This is a genomic window from Maricurvus nonylphenolicus (genome assembly GCF_042854845.1).
GTDB classification, from domain to species: Bacteria; Pseudomonadota; Gammaproteobacteria; order Pseudomonadales; family Cellvibrionaceae; genus Maricurvus; species Maricurvus nonylphenolicus.
Map to the genome: position 1 here is coordinate 1,003,131 of NZ_AP031498.1, position 18,721 is coordinate 1,021,851.

The 18,721-nt window shown below is 49.9% G+C and carries 17 protein-coding genes; 7 read left to right on the top strand and 10 right to left on the bottom strand.

Annotation, left to right across the window (positions count from 1 at the left end; all coding sequences use genetic code 11):
• Positions 1 to 24: 24 nt before the first annotated feature.
• Both ACGHZ6_RS04200 and ACGHZ6_RS04205 read right to left on the bottom strand, forming a co-directional pair.
• Entirely contained in the window at positions 25 to 654 is a 630-nt protein-coding gene (locus tag ACGHZ6_RS04200; protein ID WP_390617549.1) for a glutathione S-transferase family protein, read from the bottom strand.
• Between the two features lie 115 nt (positions 655 to 769).
• Complete coding sequence (locus tag ACGHZ6_RS04205; protein ID WP_390617550.1) at positions 770 to 5,365, bottom strand: response regulator; 4,596 nt, start codon at positions 5,363 to 5,365, stop codon at positions 770 to 772.
• A 352-nt stretch (positions 5,366 to 5,717) separates the two neighbouring features.
• Here ACGHZ6_RS04205 and lhgO point away from each other — a divergent pair, with 352 nt between their 5' ends.
• Positions 5,718 to 6,923 (top strand): L-2-hydroxyglutarate oxidase, encoded by a 1,206-nt coding sequence (gene lhgO / locus ACGHZ6_RS04210; RefSeq protein WP_390617551.1) that lies wholly within the window; start codon positions 5,718 to 5,720, stop codon positions 6,921 to 6,923.
• A gap of 73 nt (positions 6,924 to 6,996) precedes the next feature.
• Here lhgO and ACGHZ6_RS04215 read toward each other — a convergent pair whose 3' ends face one another.
• Genes ACGHZ6_RS04215 through glp form a run of 3 tightly spaced genes read right to left on the bottom strand, consistent with a single transcriptional unit; the run spans position 6,997 to position 9,371 of the window.
• Positions 6,997 to 7,830 (bottom strand): MOSC domain-containing protein, encoded by an 834-nt coding sequence (locus tag ACGHZ6_RS04215; RefSeq protein WP_390617552.1) that lies wholly within the window; start codon positions 7,828 to 7,830, stop codon positions 6,997 to 6,999.
• Positions 7,831 to 7,845: 15 nt separating this feature from the next.
• Positions 7,846 to 8,139, bottom strand: coding sequence for a DUF1244 domain-containing protein (locus ACGHZ6_RS04220; protein ID WP_390617553.1), 294 nt, complete (start codon positions 8,137 to 8,139; stop codon positions 7,846 to 7,848).
• Between the two features lie 26 nt (positions 8,140 to 8,165).
• The gene (gene glp / locus ACGHZ6_RS04225) at positions 8,166 to 9,371 is read right to left on the bottom strand and encodes a gephyrin-like molybdotransferase Glp (RefSeq protein ID WP_390617554.1); all 1,206 of its coding nucleotides are present in this window, start codon (positions 9,369 to 9,371) and stop codon (positions 8,166 to 8,168) included.
• Between the two features lie 164 nt (positions 9,372 to 9,535).
• On the opposite strand from glp, the gene ACGHZ6_RS04230 reads away from it, so the two are divergent.
• Complete coding sequence (locus ACGHZ6_RS04230; RefSeq protein WP_390617555.1) at positions 9,536 to 10,930, top strand: MATE family efflux transporter; 1,395 nt, start codon at positions 9,536 to 9,538, stop codon at positions 10,928 to 10,930.
• A gap of 28 nt (positions 10,931 to 10,958) precedes the next feature.
• On the opposite strand, the gene ACGHZ6_RS04235 is transcribed toward ACGHZ6_RS04230, so the two are convergent.
• Together ACGHZ6_RS04235 and ACGHZ6_RS04240 are read right to left on the bottom strand one after the other, a co-directional pair.
• Positions 10,959 to 11,549, bottom strand: coding sequence for a 2-hydroxychromene-2-carboxylate isomerase (locus ACGHZ6_RS04235; RefSeq protein ID WP_390617556.1), 591 nt, complete (start codon positions 11,547 to 11,549; stop codon positions 10,959 to 10,961).
• A 60-nt stretch (positions 11,550 to 11,609) separates the two neighbouring features.
• Positions 11,610 to 12,359: an SDR family oxidoreductase gene (locus tag ACGHZ6_RS04240; RefSeq protein WP_390617557.1), complete on the bottom strand. Its 750-nt coding sequence runs from the start codon at positions 12,357 to 12,359 to the stop codon at positions 11,610 to 11,612.
• A gap of 143 nt (positions 12,360 to 12,502) precedes the next feature.
• Here ACGHZ6_RS04240 and ACGHZ6_RS04245 point away from each other — a divergent pair, with 143 nt between their 5' ends.
• A complete protein-coding gene (locus tag ACGHZ6_RS04245; protein ID WP_390617558.1) occupies positions 12,503 to 13,018 on the top strand; it encodes a winged helix-turn-helix transcriptional regulator in 516 nt (171 codons plus the stop codon).
• A 42-nt stretch (positions 13,019 to 13,060) separates the two neighbouring features.
• Positions 13,061 to 13,492, top strand: coding sequence for a hypothetical protein (locus ACGHZ6_RS04250; RefSeq protein WP_390617559.1), 432 nt, complete (start codon positions 13,061 to 13,063; stop codon positions 13,490 to 13,492).
• A gap of 13 nt (positions 13,493 to 13,505) precedes the next feature.
• On the opposite strand, the gene moaB is transcribed toward ACGHZ6_RS04250, so the two are convergent.
• Genes moaB through moaA form a run of 3 tightly spaced genes read right to left on the bottom strand, consistent with a single transcriptional unit; the run spans position 13,506 to position 15,562 of the window.
• Entirely contained in the window at positions 13,506 to 14,018 is a 513-nt protein-coding gene (gene moaB / locus ACGHZ6_RS04255) for a molybdenum cofactor biosynthesis protein B (protein ID WP_390617560.1), read from the bottom strand.
• Positions 14,019 to 14,032: 14 nt separating this feature from the next.
• Entirely contained in the window at positions 14,033 to 14,551 is a 519-nt protein-coding gene (mobB, locus tag ACGHZ6_RS04260) for a molybdopterin-guanine dinucleotide biosynthesis protein B (RefSeq protein WP_390617561.1), read from the bottom strand.
• A gap of 27 nt (positions 14,552 to 14,578) precedes the next feature.
• Positions 14,579 to 15,562, bottom strand: coding sequence for a GTP 3',8-cyclase MoaA (gene moaA, locus ACGHZ6_RS04265; RefSeq protein WP_390617562.1), 984 nt, complete (start codon positions 15,560 to 15,562; stop codon positions 14,579 to 14,581).
• Between the two features lie 200 nt (positions 15,563 to 15,762).
• On the opposite strand from moaA, the gene fdxA reads away from it, so the two are divergent.
• From fdxA to ACGHZ6_RS04280, 3 genes are read left to right on the top strand one after another with little or no spacing between them, the layout of a single operon-like run.
• Positions 15,763 to 16,086: a ferredoxin FdxA gene (fdxA, locus tag ACGHZ6_RS04270; protein ID WP_390617563.1), complete on the top strand. Its 324-nt coding sequence runs from the start codon at positions 15,763 to 15,765 to the stop codon at positions 16,084 to 16,086.
• Positions 16,087 to 16,100: 14 nt separating this feature from the next.
• Entirely contained in the window at positions 16,101 to 16,355 is a 255-nt protein-coding gene (locus ACGHZ6_RS04275) for an RnfH family protein (RefSeq protein WP_390617565.1), read from the top strand.
• A gap of 40 nt (positions 16,356 to 16,395) precedes the next feature.
• Positions 16,396 to 18,657, top strand: a complete 2,262-nt coding sequence (locus ACGHZ6_RS04280) for a molybdopterin-dependent oxidoreductase (protein ID WP_390617566.1) — start codon at positions 16,396 to 16,398, stop codon at positions 18,655 to 18,657.
• Positions 18,658 to 18,721: the final 64 nt, after the last annotated feature.

Below are 18,721 nucleotides of genomic sequence, written 5' to 3' on the forward strand. Positions count from 1 at the left end.
AGACAGTGTAGCTGCAGCTGCGAATCAGGCGTTAAGGCTGGCCTGTTCGCGGGCCTGGTATTGGCTCACGGCGGGGCGGGCACGCAGGCGGTCGATATAGGTCTGCAGGTTCTTTTGCTCAATGGGTTGCTTGAAACTTAAACCCCAGAACAGGCTGTGGCCCAGCAGGATATCGGCGGCACTGAAGCTATCGCCCAGAATATAGTCATTATCCCCCAAGCCCTGGCTGAGCAGCTCGAGCGCCTGTTGGAATTCCCAGCTAGCCGTTGGTAGCAGCTCTTTGACACGCTTGTCGGACGGCAGGGCAAACCTGTGTTTGCTCATATTCCACAGCCCCTGTTCCAGCTCACAGAGCGCGAAATAGGCCCATTGTTCATAGCGGGCTCGATCTGTGCTGCCTGCTGCAGGAACCAGGTCATGACGACCAAACTTATCGCCCAGATAGGTGACAATCGCGGCTGACTCGGTCAGTAGCAGCTCATCATCCTTAAAGGCTGGCACCTTGCCACCGGGATTAATGGCGAGGTATTCGGCCGACTTGTGCTGACCTTTCATAAAATCAATCAGCTCGTAGGTGTAGTCCTGCCCCAGTTCTTCGAGCATCCAGGTGATTCGTGAAGATCGGGTTTGCGGGTAACCATAAACGGTTAGCATGAGCCTTTCCTTGTCTGCGTTGGTGATAGGAGTGTTCTACTCTATCAGATCAGGCTATCAGAATAAGGTGATGTGGGCGACGGGGTTATTTGCCAAAATCTATGGGTGGCGCTGTTTATGTCATCGATTGCAGGTATTCCTGCAGTGTGTGCAGGGTGTCATCGTGAGCCTGGATAAACGCAACAAATAAGGCATTATCGGTTGAATTAATAGCCTGCTCGCGCAGTTGTTGTTCAAGCTGCTTGGATGCCTCAAAGAGTTTAAGTGCACTGAGGTTACCTGAAATACCTTTGATGGTATGGACGACGTTATAGCAGGCCGCATAGTCCTGTGTTTTGATAAACGCATTTAACTCCATAATGCGTTCGGGCATATCGTCAACAAATAACTGAACCAGATCGATTACGCGGTGTTCTTTGTGTCGAACGCGCTGTAATAGTTCGTCTTTATCCCAAAGCGCGAATTGCGCAAGATTGTGCTGATCTTCTTTGTGCGATGCATTGTTGCTCATGCAGATTGTATTTTCGGCCGACAACTTTTCGCCAAGCAACCACAGGGAAAGTTTGCTTTCCATATCATGCCAATCCACCGGCTTACTGATGTAATCGTCCATGCCTGCGACCAGGCAACGCTCGCGATCGCCTTTCATGGCATTGGCTGTCATGGCGATAATTGGAATCTGTTGGTAAATGTCTCCCGCTTCGCCCTTGCGAATACGCTGACTGGCTTCAAAACCATCCATTTCCGGCATTTGACAGTCCATTAATACCAAATGGTAGGCATCCGATGTGGAGGTATGATTAAGCAGTTCCAGCGCGTGTATGCCATTCACGGCAACATCGGCGCTGAGCCCCATATCCTGCAGCATAAAACTGGCGACTTCCTGATTAACGGTATTGTCCTCTACCAGCAGTATGCGCGTGCCTTCTGGCCAAATGCGTTGCGGTGGTAACTCGTCTTCAGGTGACTTGAGTGTTTGCAGGTAGTGATGAGTAATCAGTGGTGATGCTTGATGCAAGGCATCGCCGTCTTCAGCAACGATTGACAGGGTATGGAACAGATCATTGGTGGTAACGGGTTTGGGGAAATAGGCACTGAAGCCTAACTGGGCAAAATAGCTGGCATCATTGTTGTGGCCGATAGAAGTCATCATAACTAACTTGGTCTCTTCGCAGAGTTTTCCTGCACGTAACTGTTGTGCAAGTTCAACCCCATCCATATCGGGCATTTGCATATCCAATAGCGCCACATCAAATGCCGGCAGTTGATCGTTTTGAGCGCGGCTGCGGCACAGGGAAATAGCCGCAGGACCATTGTCCGCTTCATAGACGCTAATGCCCCAGTGTTCCATTTGTTGGCGTAGTACTTCGCGGTTGGTGGCATTATCGTCGACAATCAGCACTTCCAGTTTATGCATATCCACATGGGGCATTAAGGGGCGCGAGTCGTCGCTGGCATCCAGCAACAAACTAAAGCTAAAGCAGCTGCCTTGTCCTAAGGTACTAGCGGCTTTGATCTCGCCGCCCATAAGCTCGCAGAGCTTTTTCGAAATCGCCAGTCCCAGACCGGTTCCGCCATAGCGACGGGTGGTGGAGGCATCAACCTGGGTAAAGGAATCAAACAGTGTTGACAGTTTATGCGGGGGAATACCAATACCTGTATCGGTAACGGAGACATTCAATTGATATTGATGTTTTACCTCGTCGTCGGATGTCTCGTCATAAGCTCGATAGGGAGTGAGAGAACACTTTACAACAACTTCACCCTGCTCAGTAAACTTGAGGGCGTTACCAATCAGGTTGGTTAAGATCTGGCGAATACGACCCGGGTCGCCTTTAACGGTAGATTCTTTAATATGTGTGAGGTCCAGAATTAATTCCAGGTTTTTCTCCTGTGCTCGCAAGGCTTGGGCGCTAATCACTTCGCTTAAATGCTGACGAAGATCAAAATCAAGTGATTCGAGATCAATTTTACCGGCATCAACTTTGGAGAAATCCAAAATATCGTTAATTAACATCAACAGTGACTGCGCGCTGTAATGGGCAACATTGGCCTGGCGCAATTGGGTGCTGTTTAAATCGCTGCGCCTGAGCAAGTTAAGCATGCCCAGTACCCCATTCATTGGCGTGCGTATTTCATGGCTCATCATGGCCAGGAATTCACTTTTGGCATTGGCCGCTGCTTCGGCGGTTTCCTTGGCGGTGATTAACTGTTGTTCTGCTTGGCGTCGTAGCTCACCGGCATGCAGGCTGCCTGCCATGGTGGCGATGGCGGAGGCAAAGCCGCTTTCGTGCGGTAGCCAGCGGCGTTTATCGCCTGTGTGTTCACAGCAGATGACACCGACAATGCCGTCACCGCCAGCGATAATGGCATCCAGCATCGAGGAAATACCCAGCGGTTTTAAATAACTGTCGGCAAATTCATTGGTACGTTTATCTGTTAAAACATCCATAGCATCAATAATGCTGCCAGTTGTAAGGGCAGCAAAATAATTGGGGTAATCGTCTTTATGTAAGACGATGCCTTTTGAGTGTGACTCTTTATCGGCTTCGAAGAGATCCAGACAGACAATAGCATCATGGCTTTCATTAAAGAGCCAAATGCTACCGCGGCTTACATCCAGCGCATGGCATATGGTCTCAGTCAAGCGTTGCATGGCAATGGCATAATGACCGGCGACTATATCTTCATTGATTGTTAACTCGGCAAGTGCCTGATTGCAGTGGTTCACTCGCTCTTGCTCGGCTTCAGCCAATTTCCTGTGGGTAATATCCTGAACGGTGCCTACCATGCGGCTGGGTTTTCCACCCGCCGTCCATTCGATAACACGGCCGTGATTCTCAACCCAAACATAGTGTCCATACTTGTGCACCATGCGGTAGGATTCAATAAAATGATCCGTTTCACGGTTACTGATTTTATCGAGATTATTCTGAATGACCTTAAAGTCTTCGGGAACAATAAAGGTTTTGATGAGATCTGGGGTGAGCCTGTCGATCTCGGCCGGGGTATAACCAATAATTTCCAGCCAGCGCGGGTTGATGCTGGCGGTATCGGAAATTAAGTCCCAATCCCAGGTACCAATTTCAGTTGCATCAATCACCTGTTCCAGTTTTTCCTTACTATCAGTCAACGCTTTATTGGCGACTTTTAGTTCGGAAATATCCTGGGCGATGCCAAGGAACCCTGTGATCTCTTTGGCTTTATTTCTTGTTGCAGTAACCGATAATACCACCGGTATGCGTTCTCCGGACTTGGTGATATAAGTCCACTCACGTGTTTCGGAGCCTTGACGTTCAGGGACTTCAACATAGGTTCGGAATCCTTTTACGTCATAACCGAGGCTTTCGGTTAGTTCTAACGAACGACGTTTGGTTTCCTGTTCATCGTGAAAGATTGCCGGGGTCTGTGTGCCAATCATGTCAGCGGCTTGATAGCCCAGCAAGCGTTCGGCACCTTTGTTAAATGACGTGATCACACCGTCGCGATCAGTGGCAATAATGGAAAACTCAGTAGCGGCGTTTAGCAGGCTTTGTAAAAAAGCTGTGGTTGTCTCCAGTTCTCCGGTGTACTTTTCTCGCGCGTCGACCATTTGATTAAAGGTGTCGGCCAGTAATCCGATTTCATTGTTACTGTCGACAATGATATCGGCACGGCGGCTTTTGCCTTCGATAATGGCCTGGGCGGTGAGGGTAAGCTGGCTTAAAGGGGTGGATATTCGCTTGCCTAAATAGTTGGCTAATAACGCGACGATAATGGCTGTTGAAATCACCAGCCCCGTTGTAATATCGGCGAGCTGGCTTGCAGGTGCAAATGCTTCTTCCTCGTGAATCTCACTAAACAGTGACCAGGTTGCATCGGGAATATTTACCCCGACATGAATTCCTACCACCTGTTTTCCCTGCGGGCCCATATAGGAAAATGCTTCTTCCTGGTGGTGGTATTGGATGGCGTGTAAACCCTGGTGTTGCCACAGGTCGTATTGGTCGGTGTCGAGTTTATAATTCAATACCGAGGATTCATCGCCCGTGATCGCCGTTCTTAGCAAACCGTCCGCGCCAACCAAATAACGGGTTTGGGTACTGTAGCCGTCATTTCGCAGCGCGGAGAAAATCTGGTTGAGTTTAATTTGAATCGCCAACACACCGACGATATCGCCACTTTTTGATTTGATCGGTGCGGTTAAAAACCCCGCAATGGTATTGTTGGAGGGTTGGTAGCGTTCAAGGTCGGAAAAATGGCCTGAAGACAGTTTGAGGGTTTTACGAACAGTTTCGGCAAAGCGGGTCTCCGAATAGGGGCCGTTAAGCAGGTTGGTCCCCAGGTCATCCTCTTCCAGTACCGAGACCAGCACGTTGCCTTCGGCATCGATAAAAAACAGATCGTAAATATAGTTATAGCGACGATAGAAACCTGCCAGATAACTTTTGCTGGATGCTGCAACAGTCTTCCAGCTTTCGCTGCCGATATAGTCGTTTAATGGCTCACCGCTGTTAAGGAAGTCTTGGCGTATGTCAGTAATGGCGGTTTCGGCCATGGCTACAGCTGCCATACTTTCGGCATCAAGCAAGCGGGACTGAAACCAGTTTTCCAAAAAGCGGGCAGAGGTTTCTGCCGATTGGCGCAGGTTTTGATGGACTTGCAGCAAGATGCCCTGGCGAGCGTTGTGATAGTTGGACAGCGCAACCACTACCACAGGTACGAGCGACATAAACAGTAGCCACCTGACCAGGGTAGCTTTTAGTGTCCTTTTGGGGGTTGCTGAAGCCGATGTCCCTATCTCGGAAGTCGAAGTTGATTGATGGGGTTCAGGCATCTACAGGCTACCGAGGTGTTTTTATTAACCACACTATTATCGGTGGCTTGGCTTGAATCTGTAACCTTAATTTTAGTCGAACTTTGCATCAGCATGGCGTAGATTTGGCAGTTAAATCTACAGGCATGTATGTTGAATAAAGCGTTAGTAATCAGTTAGTTAGGGTTAAAACTAAGCTCTGCATCCTAGTTTGCGCATAAAAAGTCCGTACAATGACGCTGAATAAAAGATAAGGGTTGTCCAAAAAATGTACGATATTGCGATAATTGGAGCGGGTATTGTTGGGTTATCCACAGCCTGGCAGTTACAGCAGCGTTATCCACAGAAGCGCATTATCGTGCTGGAAAAAGAGGCTTCCGTGGCCTGTCATCAAACCGGGCATAACAGCGGCGTGATTCACGCGGGCGTCTATTACGAACCGGGGAGCCTCAAGGCGACATTCTGTCGACAAGGGGTAGAGGCGACCATCAGTTTTTGCCAGGAGCACGGTATTGCTTACGATCAGTGTGGCAAGCTACTGGTGGCTACGGATGCTTTAGAGCTCGAGCGTATGCAGGCGCTTTATCAGCGCTGTCACGACAATGGATTGGATGTTGAGCTACTTTCAGCGGAGCAATTACAGCAGCGAGAACCCAATGTGCAGGGGTTGGGTGCCATTTGGGTGCCGACAACCGGTATCGTCGATTATCGTCAGGTGTGCGAGAAAATGGCCGAGCAGTTTATTGCCCTGGGGGGTGAGATACGCTTTGGTCAAACGGTAGAACAATTAGACGAAACCCATGAGTTTGTCGAAATCGTCACCCAAAATGCTGCTCTTCAAACTGACTATTTAATTTGCTGTAGTGGATTACAGGCCGATCGTCTTGTTGATGTGATGGGCTTACCGCGTGAGTTTGCGATCGTACCTTTCCGCGGTGAGTACTATCAGTTACCTAGTGACAAAAATAATATTGTTAATCATTTAATCTATCCTATCCCCGATCCTGCTATGCCGTTTTTGGGGGTACACCTAACCCGTATGATCGATGGTTCGGTAACCGTTGGCCCCAATGCTGTATTGGGCTGGAAGCGCGAAGGTTATGGGCGTTTGAATTTTAGTTGGCGTGATACGCGTGAGGCGCTGGGTTTTAAGGGGCTATGGCCTTTGCTATTTAAACACCTGCGTGCGGGATTGGGAGAGTTAAAAGATTCCTGGTGCAAACGTGGTTATCTGAAGCGGGTGCAAAAGTATTGTGAGCAGATTCAGCTTGAAGATTTGCAACCCTATCCGGCGGGGATTCGAGCACAGGCAGTGATGCGTGATGGCAGTTTGGTACACGATTTTTTATTTGTGGATAGTGCGCGGAGTTTGCATGTGTGCAATGCGCCTTCACCGGCTGCTACTTCGGCGATTCCCATTGGGAATTATTTGGCTGAGAAATATTCTGACAAGTTAAAAAGCGTTCTAAATTAGTGCGTGGTGCTTGCAAAGTCTAGTACGCCATTCCCGCCTGCGCGGGAAAGGCTTTGTAGAAAGTTGTTTGTAGTTAGCTAATCTGCAGTTTATCCCCAACGCGGATAATGGCTTCACCAGTACTGCAAATAGTATTCATCCCAAACGCCGGTACGCGTTCATTATCCGGCATAGCATTAAGATCTGTGAGCGTTTTGAAAGGTACCATCTCAGGATGCTTAACCCCGGTATCCGGGTTGACGGTGGTCATAATACAGCGCGAGCTGGGATCACACAGGGTTAGCGTGTAATCGGCATGAACCAGTTGCTTGCTTTCCTGTTCCGCAAAAGCCTCTAATCCGGATACCACAATATTAGGACGGAAGTGGCGAATATCGACGCTGTCTTTACCTTCCTTGCTCAATTGCTGGTTTAGAGAATCGAGAGATGCGGTGTTAGTCAGCAGATAAGGTGCGGCGTCAGCAAACTGGGTGTGGGTGTCCGCTCCAAAACGTTCGGGCGCCGATTGCGGGCGCACAAAATCCCCTTGCATACATACCAGTCGTAGCGGTTGTTTACTGTCGAGAACACGGGTTAACCATTCGCCCACCGCGGGGCCTTCATCCAATACCTGGCATTCATCTTTCCAGATGGTCGCCGTAATGGGATCGCTGACCGGTGGATTTAAATCCACGGTGAAGATTTCACCTTCATAACCCAGGATCAGCGCTTGCTCGGAAAAGTCGATACGGATTTTTGCCATCTGGGGCATTTGCCGTTGGGTGACAAATTTTCCGTTGGGCATAATGATCATCCAGCTTCGGTCCCAGCTCAAACCTTCCGGTGTGAGTTCGGCTTCGGTTAGCTCGATGCCGGCACAGGATTTGACGGGGTAGATAAAAAGTTGCTCAACGGTAACTTGCGTCATGATTTCACAATCCGATTATTTCTTCTGAGTTGCTTCGAAGGCGGCCAGTTGCTCAGGTGTCGCTTTTTGCTGGTATTTGTCTTTCCACTCGTCGTAGGGCATGCCGTAGACCAGTTCACGAGCCTGGTCGTAATCCACGTCAACGCCTTTTTCTTCAGCGGCAGCCATATACCATTTGCTCAGGCAGTTGCGGCAAAAGCCAGCCAGGATCATCAGGTCGATGTTCTGTACGTCTTTGCGCTCGTCCAGGTGTTTCAGTAAACGACGGAAGGCGGCTGATTCTAATTCAATTTGTGTTTGTTCGTTCATGATAAATTCTCATGCATAAGTTGAGGTTATAGAAAGAGGCTGGCATAGGTGATGACCGGTACCAAATCACCTTCTTTCACTAGCGTATCGGGTTTGACGATGGCTAAAGCATTGGCCCAGCTGGTGGAGGACAGTACCCCGGAGCTTTGGTTGCTGTGCGATTCCATAGTGCCATTGGGATGCACGCGAACACGGACATACTCCTGGCGAATACTTTTTTTGTTACGGTTAAAGTTGGCGGGCAGCTGTACCGGGTGTGGTTCGTGGCAGGGGCTGCCCTGTTGTGCGTACAAATATGGGCGCACAAATAGCAGGAAGGTCACAAAAACCGAAACCGGATTGCCGGGTAAACCAAAGAAGGGGGTGTCACCTATCTGACCGAAGGCCAAGGGTTTGCCGGGCTTTAACGCCAGCTTCCACAAATTCAGTTGGCCCAGGCTTTCGACGGCGGGTTTAACGTGATCTTCTTCGCCGACGGATACGCCGCCGGTGGTCAGCACGCAATCAGCTTGCTCGGCGGCATTTTTAAGTGCCAGCTGTGTGGCTTCGAAGGTATCTTGCACGCGGCCGAGATCAATCATCTCGGCGCCCAGTTTTTGTAGCAGGCCGGCGAGTTGATAGCGGTTGGAATTGTAAATCTGTCCTGGGCCGGCGGGCTCACCGGGTTCGGCCAGTTCATCACCGGTAGAGATAACGGCAACGCGCAAGGGACGAATGACTTCGATTTCACCAATACCGATGGAGGCCAGTAAGCCCAGGTCTTGTGCTTGCAGACGATGGCCCGCGGGCAATACTTGCGCACCTGCTGCAATATCCTGACCTTTAGCGCGGATATTGTTATTGACCTTCACTTCGTCGGGGAAGGTTATCCAATTAGTGCCATCGCGTTCTTCGATCTGACATTGTTCCTGCATAATAACGCTGTTGGCACCGGCTGGTACTTCGGCGCCAGTAAAGATGCGTGCAGCGGTGCCTGGTTGCAGGGGCTCTGGTGTGTGGCCAGCCGGTACTCGTTGGCTGACAGGTAGGCAGCGTGTGGTTGCTGAAAGGCTATCGGTATGCAGGGCATAACCGTCCATTGCACTGTTATCAGCTGGAGGCACATTGAGGCTGGAAATTTGTGGTTGAGCCAAAATGCGACCCAGGGCCTTTTGCAAGGGCAGGGTTTCGGTTTCTTGCAGGGGCCTAACACTGTTAAGGATTTGATCTAGCGCATCGGCGATGGGTTTCATGCGGGGTATCCTTAGCACTGAGTACAATATGGAAAGCTCAATTATAGCGGTTGCAATACTTCGCTGCAGCAGCCAACGTACGTCTTTACGCTGTTATCTTTAATCTCTGAGCTGTTACTATGGGTGGCTTGCTATCCATTCAACCCTGACATTTGTGATGTTTTATGTCTGATCAATCCATGGCCCAAGCTGTTGCTGATAGACCACACTTTTTTATCCAGCTTAAGCAACTGATGAATCTTGCTGGTCCACTGCTCGCTGCGCAACTTTTAAACACGGGTACCGGTGTGGTTGATACCATGATGTCGGGGCATTACTCCGCTAATGATCTGGCCGCCGTGGCGATTGGCAACAGTATTTGGTTACCACTGTTTCTGTTGATTGCCGGTTTAATGATTGCGGTAACCTCTATGGTGGCACGTTTTCACGGTGCCAATGATCGTCAGGCGATTGTTGATACTACCCAGCAGGGTATTTGGTTGGGCTTGCTGGTGTCTGCCGGTGTAGCGACCATTCTCCTCAACAGCGAAGTGTTATTAGGCTGGTTTGATGTCAGTGCCGAGGTGTTACCAATTACCGCCGGTTACCTGGCGGCTATCGCTTTTGGTATGCCAGCTGCGGCCGTGTTTAGTGGCTTGCGCAGTTACTGTGAAGGTATGGGTAAAACCCAGCCCTTTTTAATTGCCAGCCTGGCGGCTTTTTTAATCAATATTCCGCTTAACTACGGACTGATCTACGGCCGTTGGGGATTACCAGAGCTGGGTGGCGTAGGTTGCGGTTGGGCCACAGCGGCGTCTATGTGGTTGCAGGTGATTTTGTTGTTACTGTTTACCCGTTCCGAAGAGAAATTTCACGGCACGGCATTGTTGCGATCCTGGAGTCGGCCCAAACTGGAACAAATGCGGAATGTTGCGCGACTGGGCGTTCCTATTTCGCTCGGTGTGTTTGCCGAGGTGTCTATTTTTTCTGCGGTTGCCTTACTATTGGCGCCACTCGGGGCCAATATAGTTGCCGGGCATCAAATTGCACTGAACGTTTCCCATCTAATCTTTATGTTGCCATTGAGTTTGTCCCAGGCAATTACTGTGCGGGTGGGGTATTTTCTAGGGCGCGAGATGCAGGAGGTTGCCAACTTTGTGGTGCGTACCGGGCTGTTAACGGGTATGGCCTTGTCATTGATGACCATGACGCTGATATTGTTAGGCCGTGAAACCATTGTGCAGCTCTATACTACCGACCCTTCCGTTATTGCGTTGGCTGTACCGCTGTTTTTGTGGATGGCGTTATATCAATTCCCGGATCAGCTGCAAATAATGGCCAATGCCTCGCTGCGAGCTTATCAGGATACCCGTATCCCTTTGCGGATTATTTTGTTTTCCTATTGGGGCGTGTGTTTACCGCTGGGTTTTGTATTGGCGCGAACCGATTGGTTGATTGAGCCAATGGCCGCTAAAGGTTTTTGGATTGGTTTACTGGTGGGGCTGACTTTAACGGCGTTGTTATTGCTAAGCCGTTTGTATGCCATTGCGCGCCAGCCTCTGGCGCGCAGCGCGATTTAAAATTGATCGCGCATGGCTTGATTGGCAATTAAGCCTGCAGGCGCTCTTCAACAAAATCCAAGCGGTCCTGACCAAAGAACATCTCATCGCCGATAAACATGGTCGGAGCACCAAAGGCGCCGCGTTTGACCGCCGCATCGGTATTGGCAATCAATTGGTCTTTTACGGCTTTGTCCTGGGTTAGGGCAATCAATGCATCCGCATCAATGTCAGCCTGGTTGATACGCTGCTGAATAATGTCCGGATCGCCCATATTGAGTTCTTCTACCCACATGGCGTCATACATGGCATCACAGTAGTTTTCAAAACAGCCCATTTGTTGGGCCGCAATGGCACCGCGCATCAGTGGCAGGGTGTTTATGGGGAAGTTGGGATTCATATTCATAGGCACGTTGTAGCGTTTGGCAAAACGCGGCAGATCGTGGGCCATCATATACATGCCTTTAGCGGGAATGGCCACCGGAGACATATTATCGGTGGCTTTAAACAGGCCGCCGAGCAGTACCGGTTGGTAGTTCACGGTCAGGTCGTACTGTTCTTCGAGTTGTTTGATACGTTTATAGGCCAGGTAGGCGGTGGGGCTACCGAAGTCAAAGTAGAAGTCGAGGGTGGTGCTCATGTGGGTTTCCTTCTTCTCTTAAATAGTTATCGCAAAGTGTTAATGGAGAAAATGCGGTGCTTACCACTTTTCCACCCAGGGACGCGCATCCAACTCAAAGGTCCAGCTATCGCGCGGTTGCTGGTGCAACATCACATAGTTTTTGGCCAGATGATCCGGGTTAACAATGCCATCGGGACCGGCGGCTTCAACCGCATCACCAAAGTTGTCATTGATCCAGGCGGTATCCACCATCGCATCAATCACCACGTGGCCGACATGAATATTTTTCGGGCCCAGCTCGCGAGCCATACTTTGTGCCAAGGCGCGCAGACCATGTTTGGCACTGGCAAAGGCGGCAAATACGGAGCCACCACGGATACTGGCGGTAGCGCCGGTAAACAGGATAGTGCCGTGGCCTTGCTCGACCATATATTTGGCGGCTTCGCGGCCGTTAAGGAAACCGGCAAAGCAGGCCATCTCCCAAATTTTGCGGAACTTGCGGCTACTGGTATCCAGAATGCTCATGGGTACATTGGCGCCGATATTAAAGACCACTGCGCCTAGAGGGCCGATATCGGTGGTGATGGTGCGAAACAGCTCCACCACCTGATCTTCATCGCGGGCATCGCTGGTAAAGGCATGGGCTTCTTGTCCCTGTGCTTTGAGTTCATCCACCAAGGGGGCGAGCTTGCTGGCATCGCGACGGGTCATACAGACGGTCATGCCAGTGGCGGCAAACTGCTTGGCTATGGCTGAGCCTATGGCATCGCCAGCGCCTAGCACCAGGGCCACGGGGTTGCGGGTGTCAGAGCGGGTATCGGTTGTCATGGGGCTCTCTCTGTATTTCTCTCTATATGCATAGATAGGCCAATTGTTGGTTCTATATTGGAACTGTGTCTATCATAGGATTCTAAAACAGAACTTACAAGCCTATAATGTGATCAATTATTGAGAATAGTGGATAGAGTGATATGCGCTGGAGTGAAATTGATTCCCAAGTCTGCAGTGTGGCCCGCGCCCTATCGGTGGTGGGGGATAACTGGACGCTGTTGATTTTGCGTGACTGTTTTTTGGGCGTCAGTCGTTTTGATCAGTTTCAGAAAAGTCTGGGGGTGACTCGCCATCGCCTGGCTGATCGGCTAAGCAAGCTGGTTGAGTCCGGAGTGCTGGAAAAAAAGCCATACCAGGAGCGCCCGCTACGCTATGAATACAAGCTGACCGAGATGGGCAAAGCGTTGTATCCCGTGATGGTGGGCTTGGCGCAGTGGGGGGATGATTGGCTGGCCGATAAGGATGGTGCCCCCATCGTCTATAAACACAAGGGCTGTGGTAAGATTACCCGCTTGCAGTTGGTGTGTTCCGACTGTGGTGAGCCGGTAACCGCCCGCAGCATCAGTCCGTTGTTGGGGCCGGGTGTTAAGCGCAAGCTTAAGCGTGGTGAAAGCCTGGAAGGTGATATGGATCAGGCACCCGTTTTAAATAGATAAGCGCATAAAGAATAAAGACGATATTGAATTTGGATTAACCGAGTGACTCAGGCCAATACCTCCTACTTTCAGCGCTGTCAGCAGTGGCTGGCACAGACCAACGACATTCCTGCCCAGACGTTAGTGGAAACCATTGCCAAGTTCACCCAGCAGCTGGAAAGCCTTGATGAAACCCAGCAGGCGTTGGCGGATGATTTAATGGCGACTTTGGATATTTTGAATGATGCTCTGATGAGCCTGGAAGAGCAGGGCCAGCCCGTTCAGGTAAATGAAGCTCAGGTCAATGCACCTCAGGCAGCTTCTCAGCCTGAGGCGGTGCTTGAATCTCCGACAGTGAATTTTGATTCCAGTTCTTTGCAATTCTACGACAATGCAGAGGTTCAAACATTGTCACAGCAAGAGCGTCAGCACCGTCTACAAGCCCTGCTGGCTGAGACTGGTATTAGCCGAGGCATGCCCCCCAAGCCAGATTAACCGCAGGGTGACGTTAGTGTTTGCCCGACGTCAGTAAACCAACGAAATTACAGGGTTTGGTACGGCTATCTAGCTGCGGTTGAATAATCTCTTCCCAACCGGTTTTACAGGCATTGTTGGAGCCGGGTAAACAGAAAATCACAGTGTTGTTGGCAAGCCCTCCGATAGCGCGCGATTGTATGGTTGAGCTGCCAATTTGCTGCAGCGAGACCTGACGAAACATTTCACCAAAGCCATCAATGGTTTTATCAAACAGAGGCGCTACGGCTTCCGGGGTGGAGTCGCGACCGTGGAAGCCGGTACCGCCGGTAATCACAATGGCGTGTACGGCGTCATCGGCAATCCAGGGGGAAATAGCGGCGCGGATCTGATAGATATCGTCGATCACAATGGTTTTGTCGGCCAGCTTGTGACCCGCCTCTTGCAGGGCGCTAACCAGCAGGTTGCCAGAGGTATCAGTGTCTTCTGTGCGGGTATCGGAAACTGTCAGGACAGCAATATTTAAAGGGGTTAATTCGTTACTCATAATTCTATCAGTTGTTAATTTTGTAAGGGCAGATCGCAGTAGCCGAGAATAAAATCGGCAATCGCTGGAATATCATTTAACGGTAGCAACGGGCCGCTACAGCCATAGTCTGCTGGTTCGACTTGTTCATCACTGGCAATAGCAACTATGGGTTGTGCATCCTCCGGCAGACGCTCGGTATTGTTCTGCGGTCGTACTACCTGGATCTTGGGTTGGTCACCCATTTTAAAGCCTTCGACAATAACCAGGTCTACCGGCTCTAAATGTTGTAATAGCTCGTCGAGTTCCGGTTCCTGATCGTTACGCAATTCATGCATCAGGGCCCAGCGATTACTGGATGCCAGCAACACCTGTTGGGCGCCAGCTTCGCGATGTTTAAAACTGTCGGTACCGGGCTTGTCGATATCAAAATTGCAGTGGGCGTGTTTGATGGTGGAGACTTTCAGGCCGCGTCCGCTTAAGTGGTTAACCAGGTCTGCAACCAGGGTGGTTTTGCCGCTGTTTTTCCAGCCGGTAATGCCAAAGACTTTCACGATAAATCCTTTGTTAACCGGCGTTCGTTAACCGCCAGTGGTATTCATAAATCTAACAATCTGCTCGGCATCATCTTCATAAAAATGATGCTTCTCCGGTTTGTTTGCCATGGCATTTACAATCGCCTGCTTGAGGATTTCGATATCACCGGGATTGCGTCGAATAATGTCTTTTAAATCGACTGAGTTTTCATTACCCAGACAAAGTAACAGACGGCCTTCTGCGGTGACGCGTACACGGTTACAGCTAGCGCAGAAATTCTCACTGTGCGGGGAAATAAAACCAATACGAGATTGATAACCAGGCACTTGCCAATAGCGTGATGGGCCACCGGTTTTTACTGCTGATTCCTGCAGGGGATGCTCTCGATTGATCACCGCGCGTATCTCGGCGCTGGAACAAAACTCTTCTTCGCGACCGTGCTCAACAACCGCACCCAAAGGCATCTCTTCGATAAAGCTGATATCCAGGCCTTCTGACAACACGAAGTTAACCAGAGCGGGTACTTGATCCAGATTGCGGTTTTTCAGAATTACGGCATTGAGTTTGATACGTTCAAAGCCGGCACGTTTAGCCGCCTGAATACCGTCTAGTACTTTTTCCAACTTGCCAAAGCGGGTTAGCTCGGTGAATTGCTCACTATCGAGGGTATCCAGGCTGATGTTCAATCGCTTAACGCCAGCCAGTTTCAAACTGGTGGCCAACTCGGTGAGCTTGGAGCCGTTAGTGGTCAGGGTCAGTTCTTCCAATCCCTGCAGTTGGCCTACCTGGTTAAACAGATGGGTAATGTTATTGCGGATCAGGGGCTCGCCACCGGTAATGCGGATCTTCTTGATGCCCAGCTCAACAAAGGCGCGACAGATCTGCTCGGATTCTTCCAGGCTCAGTACCTGGGCGCGCGGCAGGAAGGTCATATCCTCGGCCATGCAGTAGACACAGCGGAAATCACAGCGATCGGTCACCGATAGCCTTAAGTAATTGATTTCTCTGCCAAAAGTGTCTTTAAGCATGGCTCTATATACCTCTAATAAGGCCTAGGATTATACACAAAACGGCCCGTATCCGCCCATAGTCTCACTGGTAATAGTAACAAGTTGTCGTCAATTGTCAGTGGCTGGCGTCGCCTGTCACTGTTATGACAAGTCGCTTTACCGATACTGACAGAAATCGTGGCGCTAGACCGCGGCAGCCTGACAAGAAGAGAGTAGTCATGACGTTTGTAGTAACCGACAACTGTATCCAATGTAAGTACACCGACTGCGTTAGCGTGTGTCCGGTGGACTGTTTTCACGAAGGCCCCAACTTTTTGGTGATTGACCCGGAAGAGTGCATCGACTGTGCACTCTGCGAACCCGAGTGTCCGGCTGATGCCATCAGTAGTGAAGAGGAGCTTCCAGAGGATCAGGCTCACTTCCTTGAGCTCAACGCTGAACTGTCGAAAAACTGGCCGGTGATCGCCGAGCAAAAAGATCCCCTGTCGGAAGCGGCTGAGTGGGACGGTGTAGGCAATAAACTTCAACATCTGCAGCGCTAAAAGGGAGGTTAACGATGACTGACACCATGGTAGTCGAAGTGGGTTATGCATTACCAAACCATCAGTACTTACAGGCGGTCAAGGTAGCGCAAGGTGCAACGGCAACGATAGCTATTGAGCAGTCTGGCGTGTTGAAGGAATACCCTGAAATAGACCTTACAAAAAATAAGGTTGGCGTTTTTGGCAAGGCAGTTAAGCGCGATCAGTATGTGTTACAGCCGGGAGATCGCGTAGAGATTTATCGCCCATTAAAGAAAAGCACCAAATAGTGATTTGAAGAAAAGACAAGTAAAGCGAGGAAGGTGAGCTATGAGTGAGTGGAAACCGTCAGCCTGTATTTTATGTGAATTAATTTGTGGCATTGAAGTTCAGAAGGGTGAAGGCAATATTATTACCAAAGTCAAAGGTGATAAAAATCACCCGGGCTCCCAAGGTTATATTTGTAATAAAGCCGGACGATTGAGCCATTATCAAAATGGCACCGACCGTATTCTTGAACCCTTGCGTCGTAAAGCCGATGGCAGTTTTGAAACCATCAGTTGGGATACCGCGATCAGTGAAATTGCTGAAAAAATGCAAGGTGTTAAAGATCAATACGGTGGCGATAAAATACTGTATTTAAGTGGTGGTCAGGGTAACCATATTTCTGGCCCCTATGCTGCCAGCTTCCGTTCCACCTTGGGTTCTATTTATAAATCCAACCCCATTGCCCAAGAAAAAACCGGCGAAATGTGGGTCGCTAATCAAATGTTCAATTCCACCGGCGGTGTCCAGCGCGGTGATTGTGAAAATGCCGACGTTGCGATTTACCTGGGCAAAAACCCTTACCATACCCACGGTTTTCATCAGTGCCGGAAAAAACTGCAAAAGCTTAAGAAAGATGAAAATCACAAGATAGTCGTGGTCGATCCGCGCCGTACAGAATCTGCCGATATAGCGGATATGCACCTGGCGGTTAAAAACGGTACCGATGCCTGGATGATGGCAGCACTGGTGGCCATTGTGATTCAGGAAGACTGGGTTGATCATGCTTGGATGAAAAAGCACACCATTGGCTTTGAAGAGGTCTATCCGTTCTTCTTTAATATTCCAGTAGCGGAATACTGTAAGCAGTGTGGTATCGAAGAGGATCAGTTGCGTGAACTGGCGCGCTGGATTCATGAAGCCGAAAGTGTTGCGGTATGGGAAGACTTGGGTGTGCAGATGAACCGCAACTCAACCCTGATCAGCTACCTGCAGCGTTTACTCCTAACGATTACCGGTAACTTTGGCAAGAAAGGCGCGCAGTTTATTGCCTTGCCACTGGTTAATATTGTTAGTCCGAACTATAGAGATGATCGACGTACACCCGTGACTAACTCGCGTATTATCGGTGGTCTGATTCCGTGTAATGTCGTGAGTGAGGAGATTTTAGCCGATCACCCGGATCGTATGCGTGCGGTGTGGATTAATGGTTCCAATGCGGTGCACTCTTATGCGGGTTCTAAGAATATGGCAGAGGCCTTGCGGGCAACCGATATTACTGTTGTTGTGGATATCGCCATGACGGAAACAGCGATGGAGGCGGACTATGTTTTACCTGCACCGACGCAATATGAAAAAGCTGAAATGTCCATGTTCCAGTTTGAGTTTCCGCACAATGTTGCTCAGCTGCGTCATCCGGTCTTTGATGCCCCGGAAACCGTGCTACACGAAGCGGAAATCTATGCGCGTCTATGTGAAGCTCTGGGCGCAATTCCGCAAGAAATTATTGTTGATCTGAATCAGGCACTGGCTAAAGGTGAGCAGGCATTCGGTGACGCTTTCTTTAAGGTTGTTTCGGAAAATCCAGGGCTGGTCAAAATGGTTCCTGTCATCCTTTATCGCACCTTGGGGCAGGTTTTGCCTGAAGGCTTGGCGGCAGGGGCGGGTTATATGCCGTTCTGCATTGAGCTGGCGATGAAGAATCCTGAAGCTGTTAAAGCCGCAGGTCACAAAGGTGAAGGCATTGAGCTGGGCATGAATCTGTTTAGAGCTCTGATTGATTCACCTTCCGGTGTGATGTTGACCCATGAGGAGTGGGATGCGAGTTTCAAACGACTGGGGCATCCTGATCAGAAAATACATCTGCATTTGCCGGAGATGATTCCTGAGTTGGAATCTTTGGCCGAAGGCTTTAAGCCGTTGACTAGCCCGGATTATCCTTTCGTGTTGTCCTGTGGTGAGCGTCGTGATTATACTGCCAACGGTATCTATCGCGATCCGGCCTGGCGTAAAGTGGATTACGACTGTGCCCTGCGCATGAGTCCCTCCGATGCTGAAACCCTGGGTCTTGAATCAGGTCAGCTGGTACGTATTTCTACCCGTCAAGGTGAAGCGCAGACGGTGGTGGAAGTGAATGACCGTATGCGGCCAGGACATATCTCTCTGCCTAATGGTGGTGGTTTACAGAATAACCTCAATACCGAAAAGGCCGTTCAGAAGATTGGTGCTGCCACCAATGATCTAACCTCTGTGGATAACCGAGATTTCTTTGCCGGAACGCCCTGGCACAAGTATGTGCCTGCCAATGTTGAGTTAATCTCTGCTTAAGCGATATATGAATATCCGCGCTTGGCCGCAAAGTGAAAGCTTTGCGGCTTTTTTGGTTTAGAGG

Coding starts and splice junctions, on each gene's coding strand:
- ACGHZ6_RS04235 (WP_390617556.1), bottom strand. CDS start 11,549: ATGAGCACCACCCTCGACTTCTACTTTGACTTCGGTAGCCCCACCGCC.
- ACGHZ6_RS04275 (WP_390617565.1), top strand. CDS start 16,101: ATGACTGACACCATGGTAGTCGAAGTGGGTTATGCATTACCAAACCAT.
- ACGHZ6_RS04200 (WP_390617549.1), bottom strand. CDS start 654: ATGCTAACCGTTTATGGTTACCCGCAAACCCGATCTTCACGAATCACC.
- moaB (WP_390617560.1), bottom strand. CDS start 14,018: ATGAGTAACGAATTAACCCCTTTAAATATTGCTGTCCTGACAGTTTCC.
- ACGHZ6_RS04205 (WP_390617550.1), bottom strand. CDS start 5,365: ATGTCGCTCGTACCTGTGGTAGTGGTTGCGCTGTCCAACTATCACAAC.
- ACGHZ6_RS04220 (WP_390617553.1), bottom strand. CDS start 8,139: ATGAACGAACAAACACAAATTGAATTAGAATCAGCCGCCTTCCGTCGT.
- moaA (WP_390617562.1), bottom strand. CDS start 15,562: ATGCTTAAAGACACTTTTGGCAGAGAAATCAATTACTTAAGGCTATCG.
- fdxA (WP_390617563.1), top strand. CDS start 15,763: ATGACGTTTGTAGTAACCGACAACTGTATCCAATGTAAGTACACCGAC.
- ACGHZ6_RS04215 (WP_390617552.1), bottom strand. CDS start 7,830: ATGACGCAAGTTACCGTTGAGCAACTTTTTATCTACCCCGTCAAATCC.
- lhgO (WP_390617551.1), top strand. CDS start 5,718: ATGTACGATATTGCGATAATTGGAGCGGGTATTGTTGGGTTATCCACA.
- ACGHZ6_RS04230 (WP_390617555.1), top strand. CDS start 9,536: ATGTCTGATCAATCCATGGCCCAAGCTGTTGCTGATAGACCACACTTT.
- ACGHZ6_RS04280 (WP_390617566.1), top strand. CDS start 16,396: ATGAGTGAGTGGAAACCGTCAGCCTGTATTTTATGTGAATTAATTTGT.
- ACGHZ6_RS04245 (WP_390617558.1), top strand. CDS start 12,503: ATGCGCTGGAGTGAAATTGATTCCCAAGTCTGCAGTGTGGCCCGCGCC.
- ACGHZ6_RS04240 (WP_390617557.1), bottom strand. CDS start 12,359: ATGACAACCGATACCCGCTCTGACACCCGCAACCCCGTGGCCCTGGTG.
- glp (WP_390617554.1), bottom strand. CDS start 9,371: ATGAAACCCATCGCCGATGCGCTAGATCAAATCCTTAACAGTGTTAGG.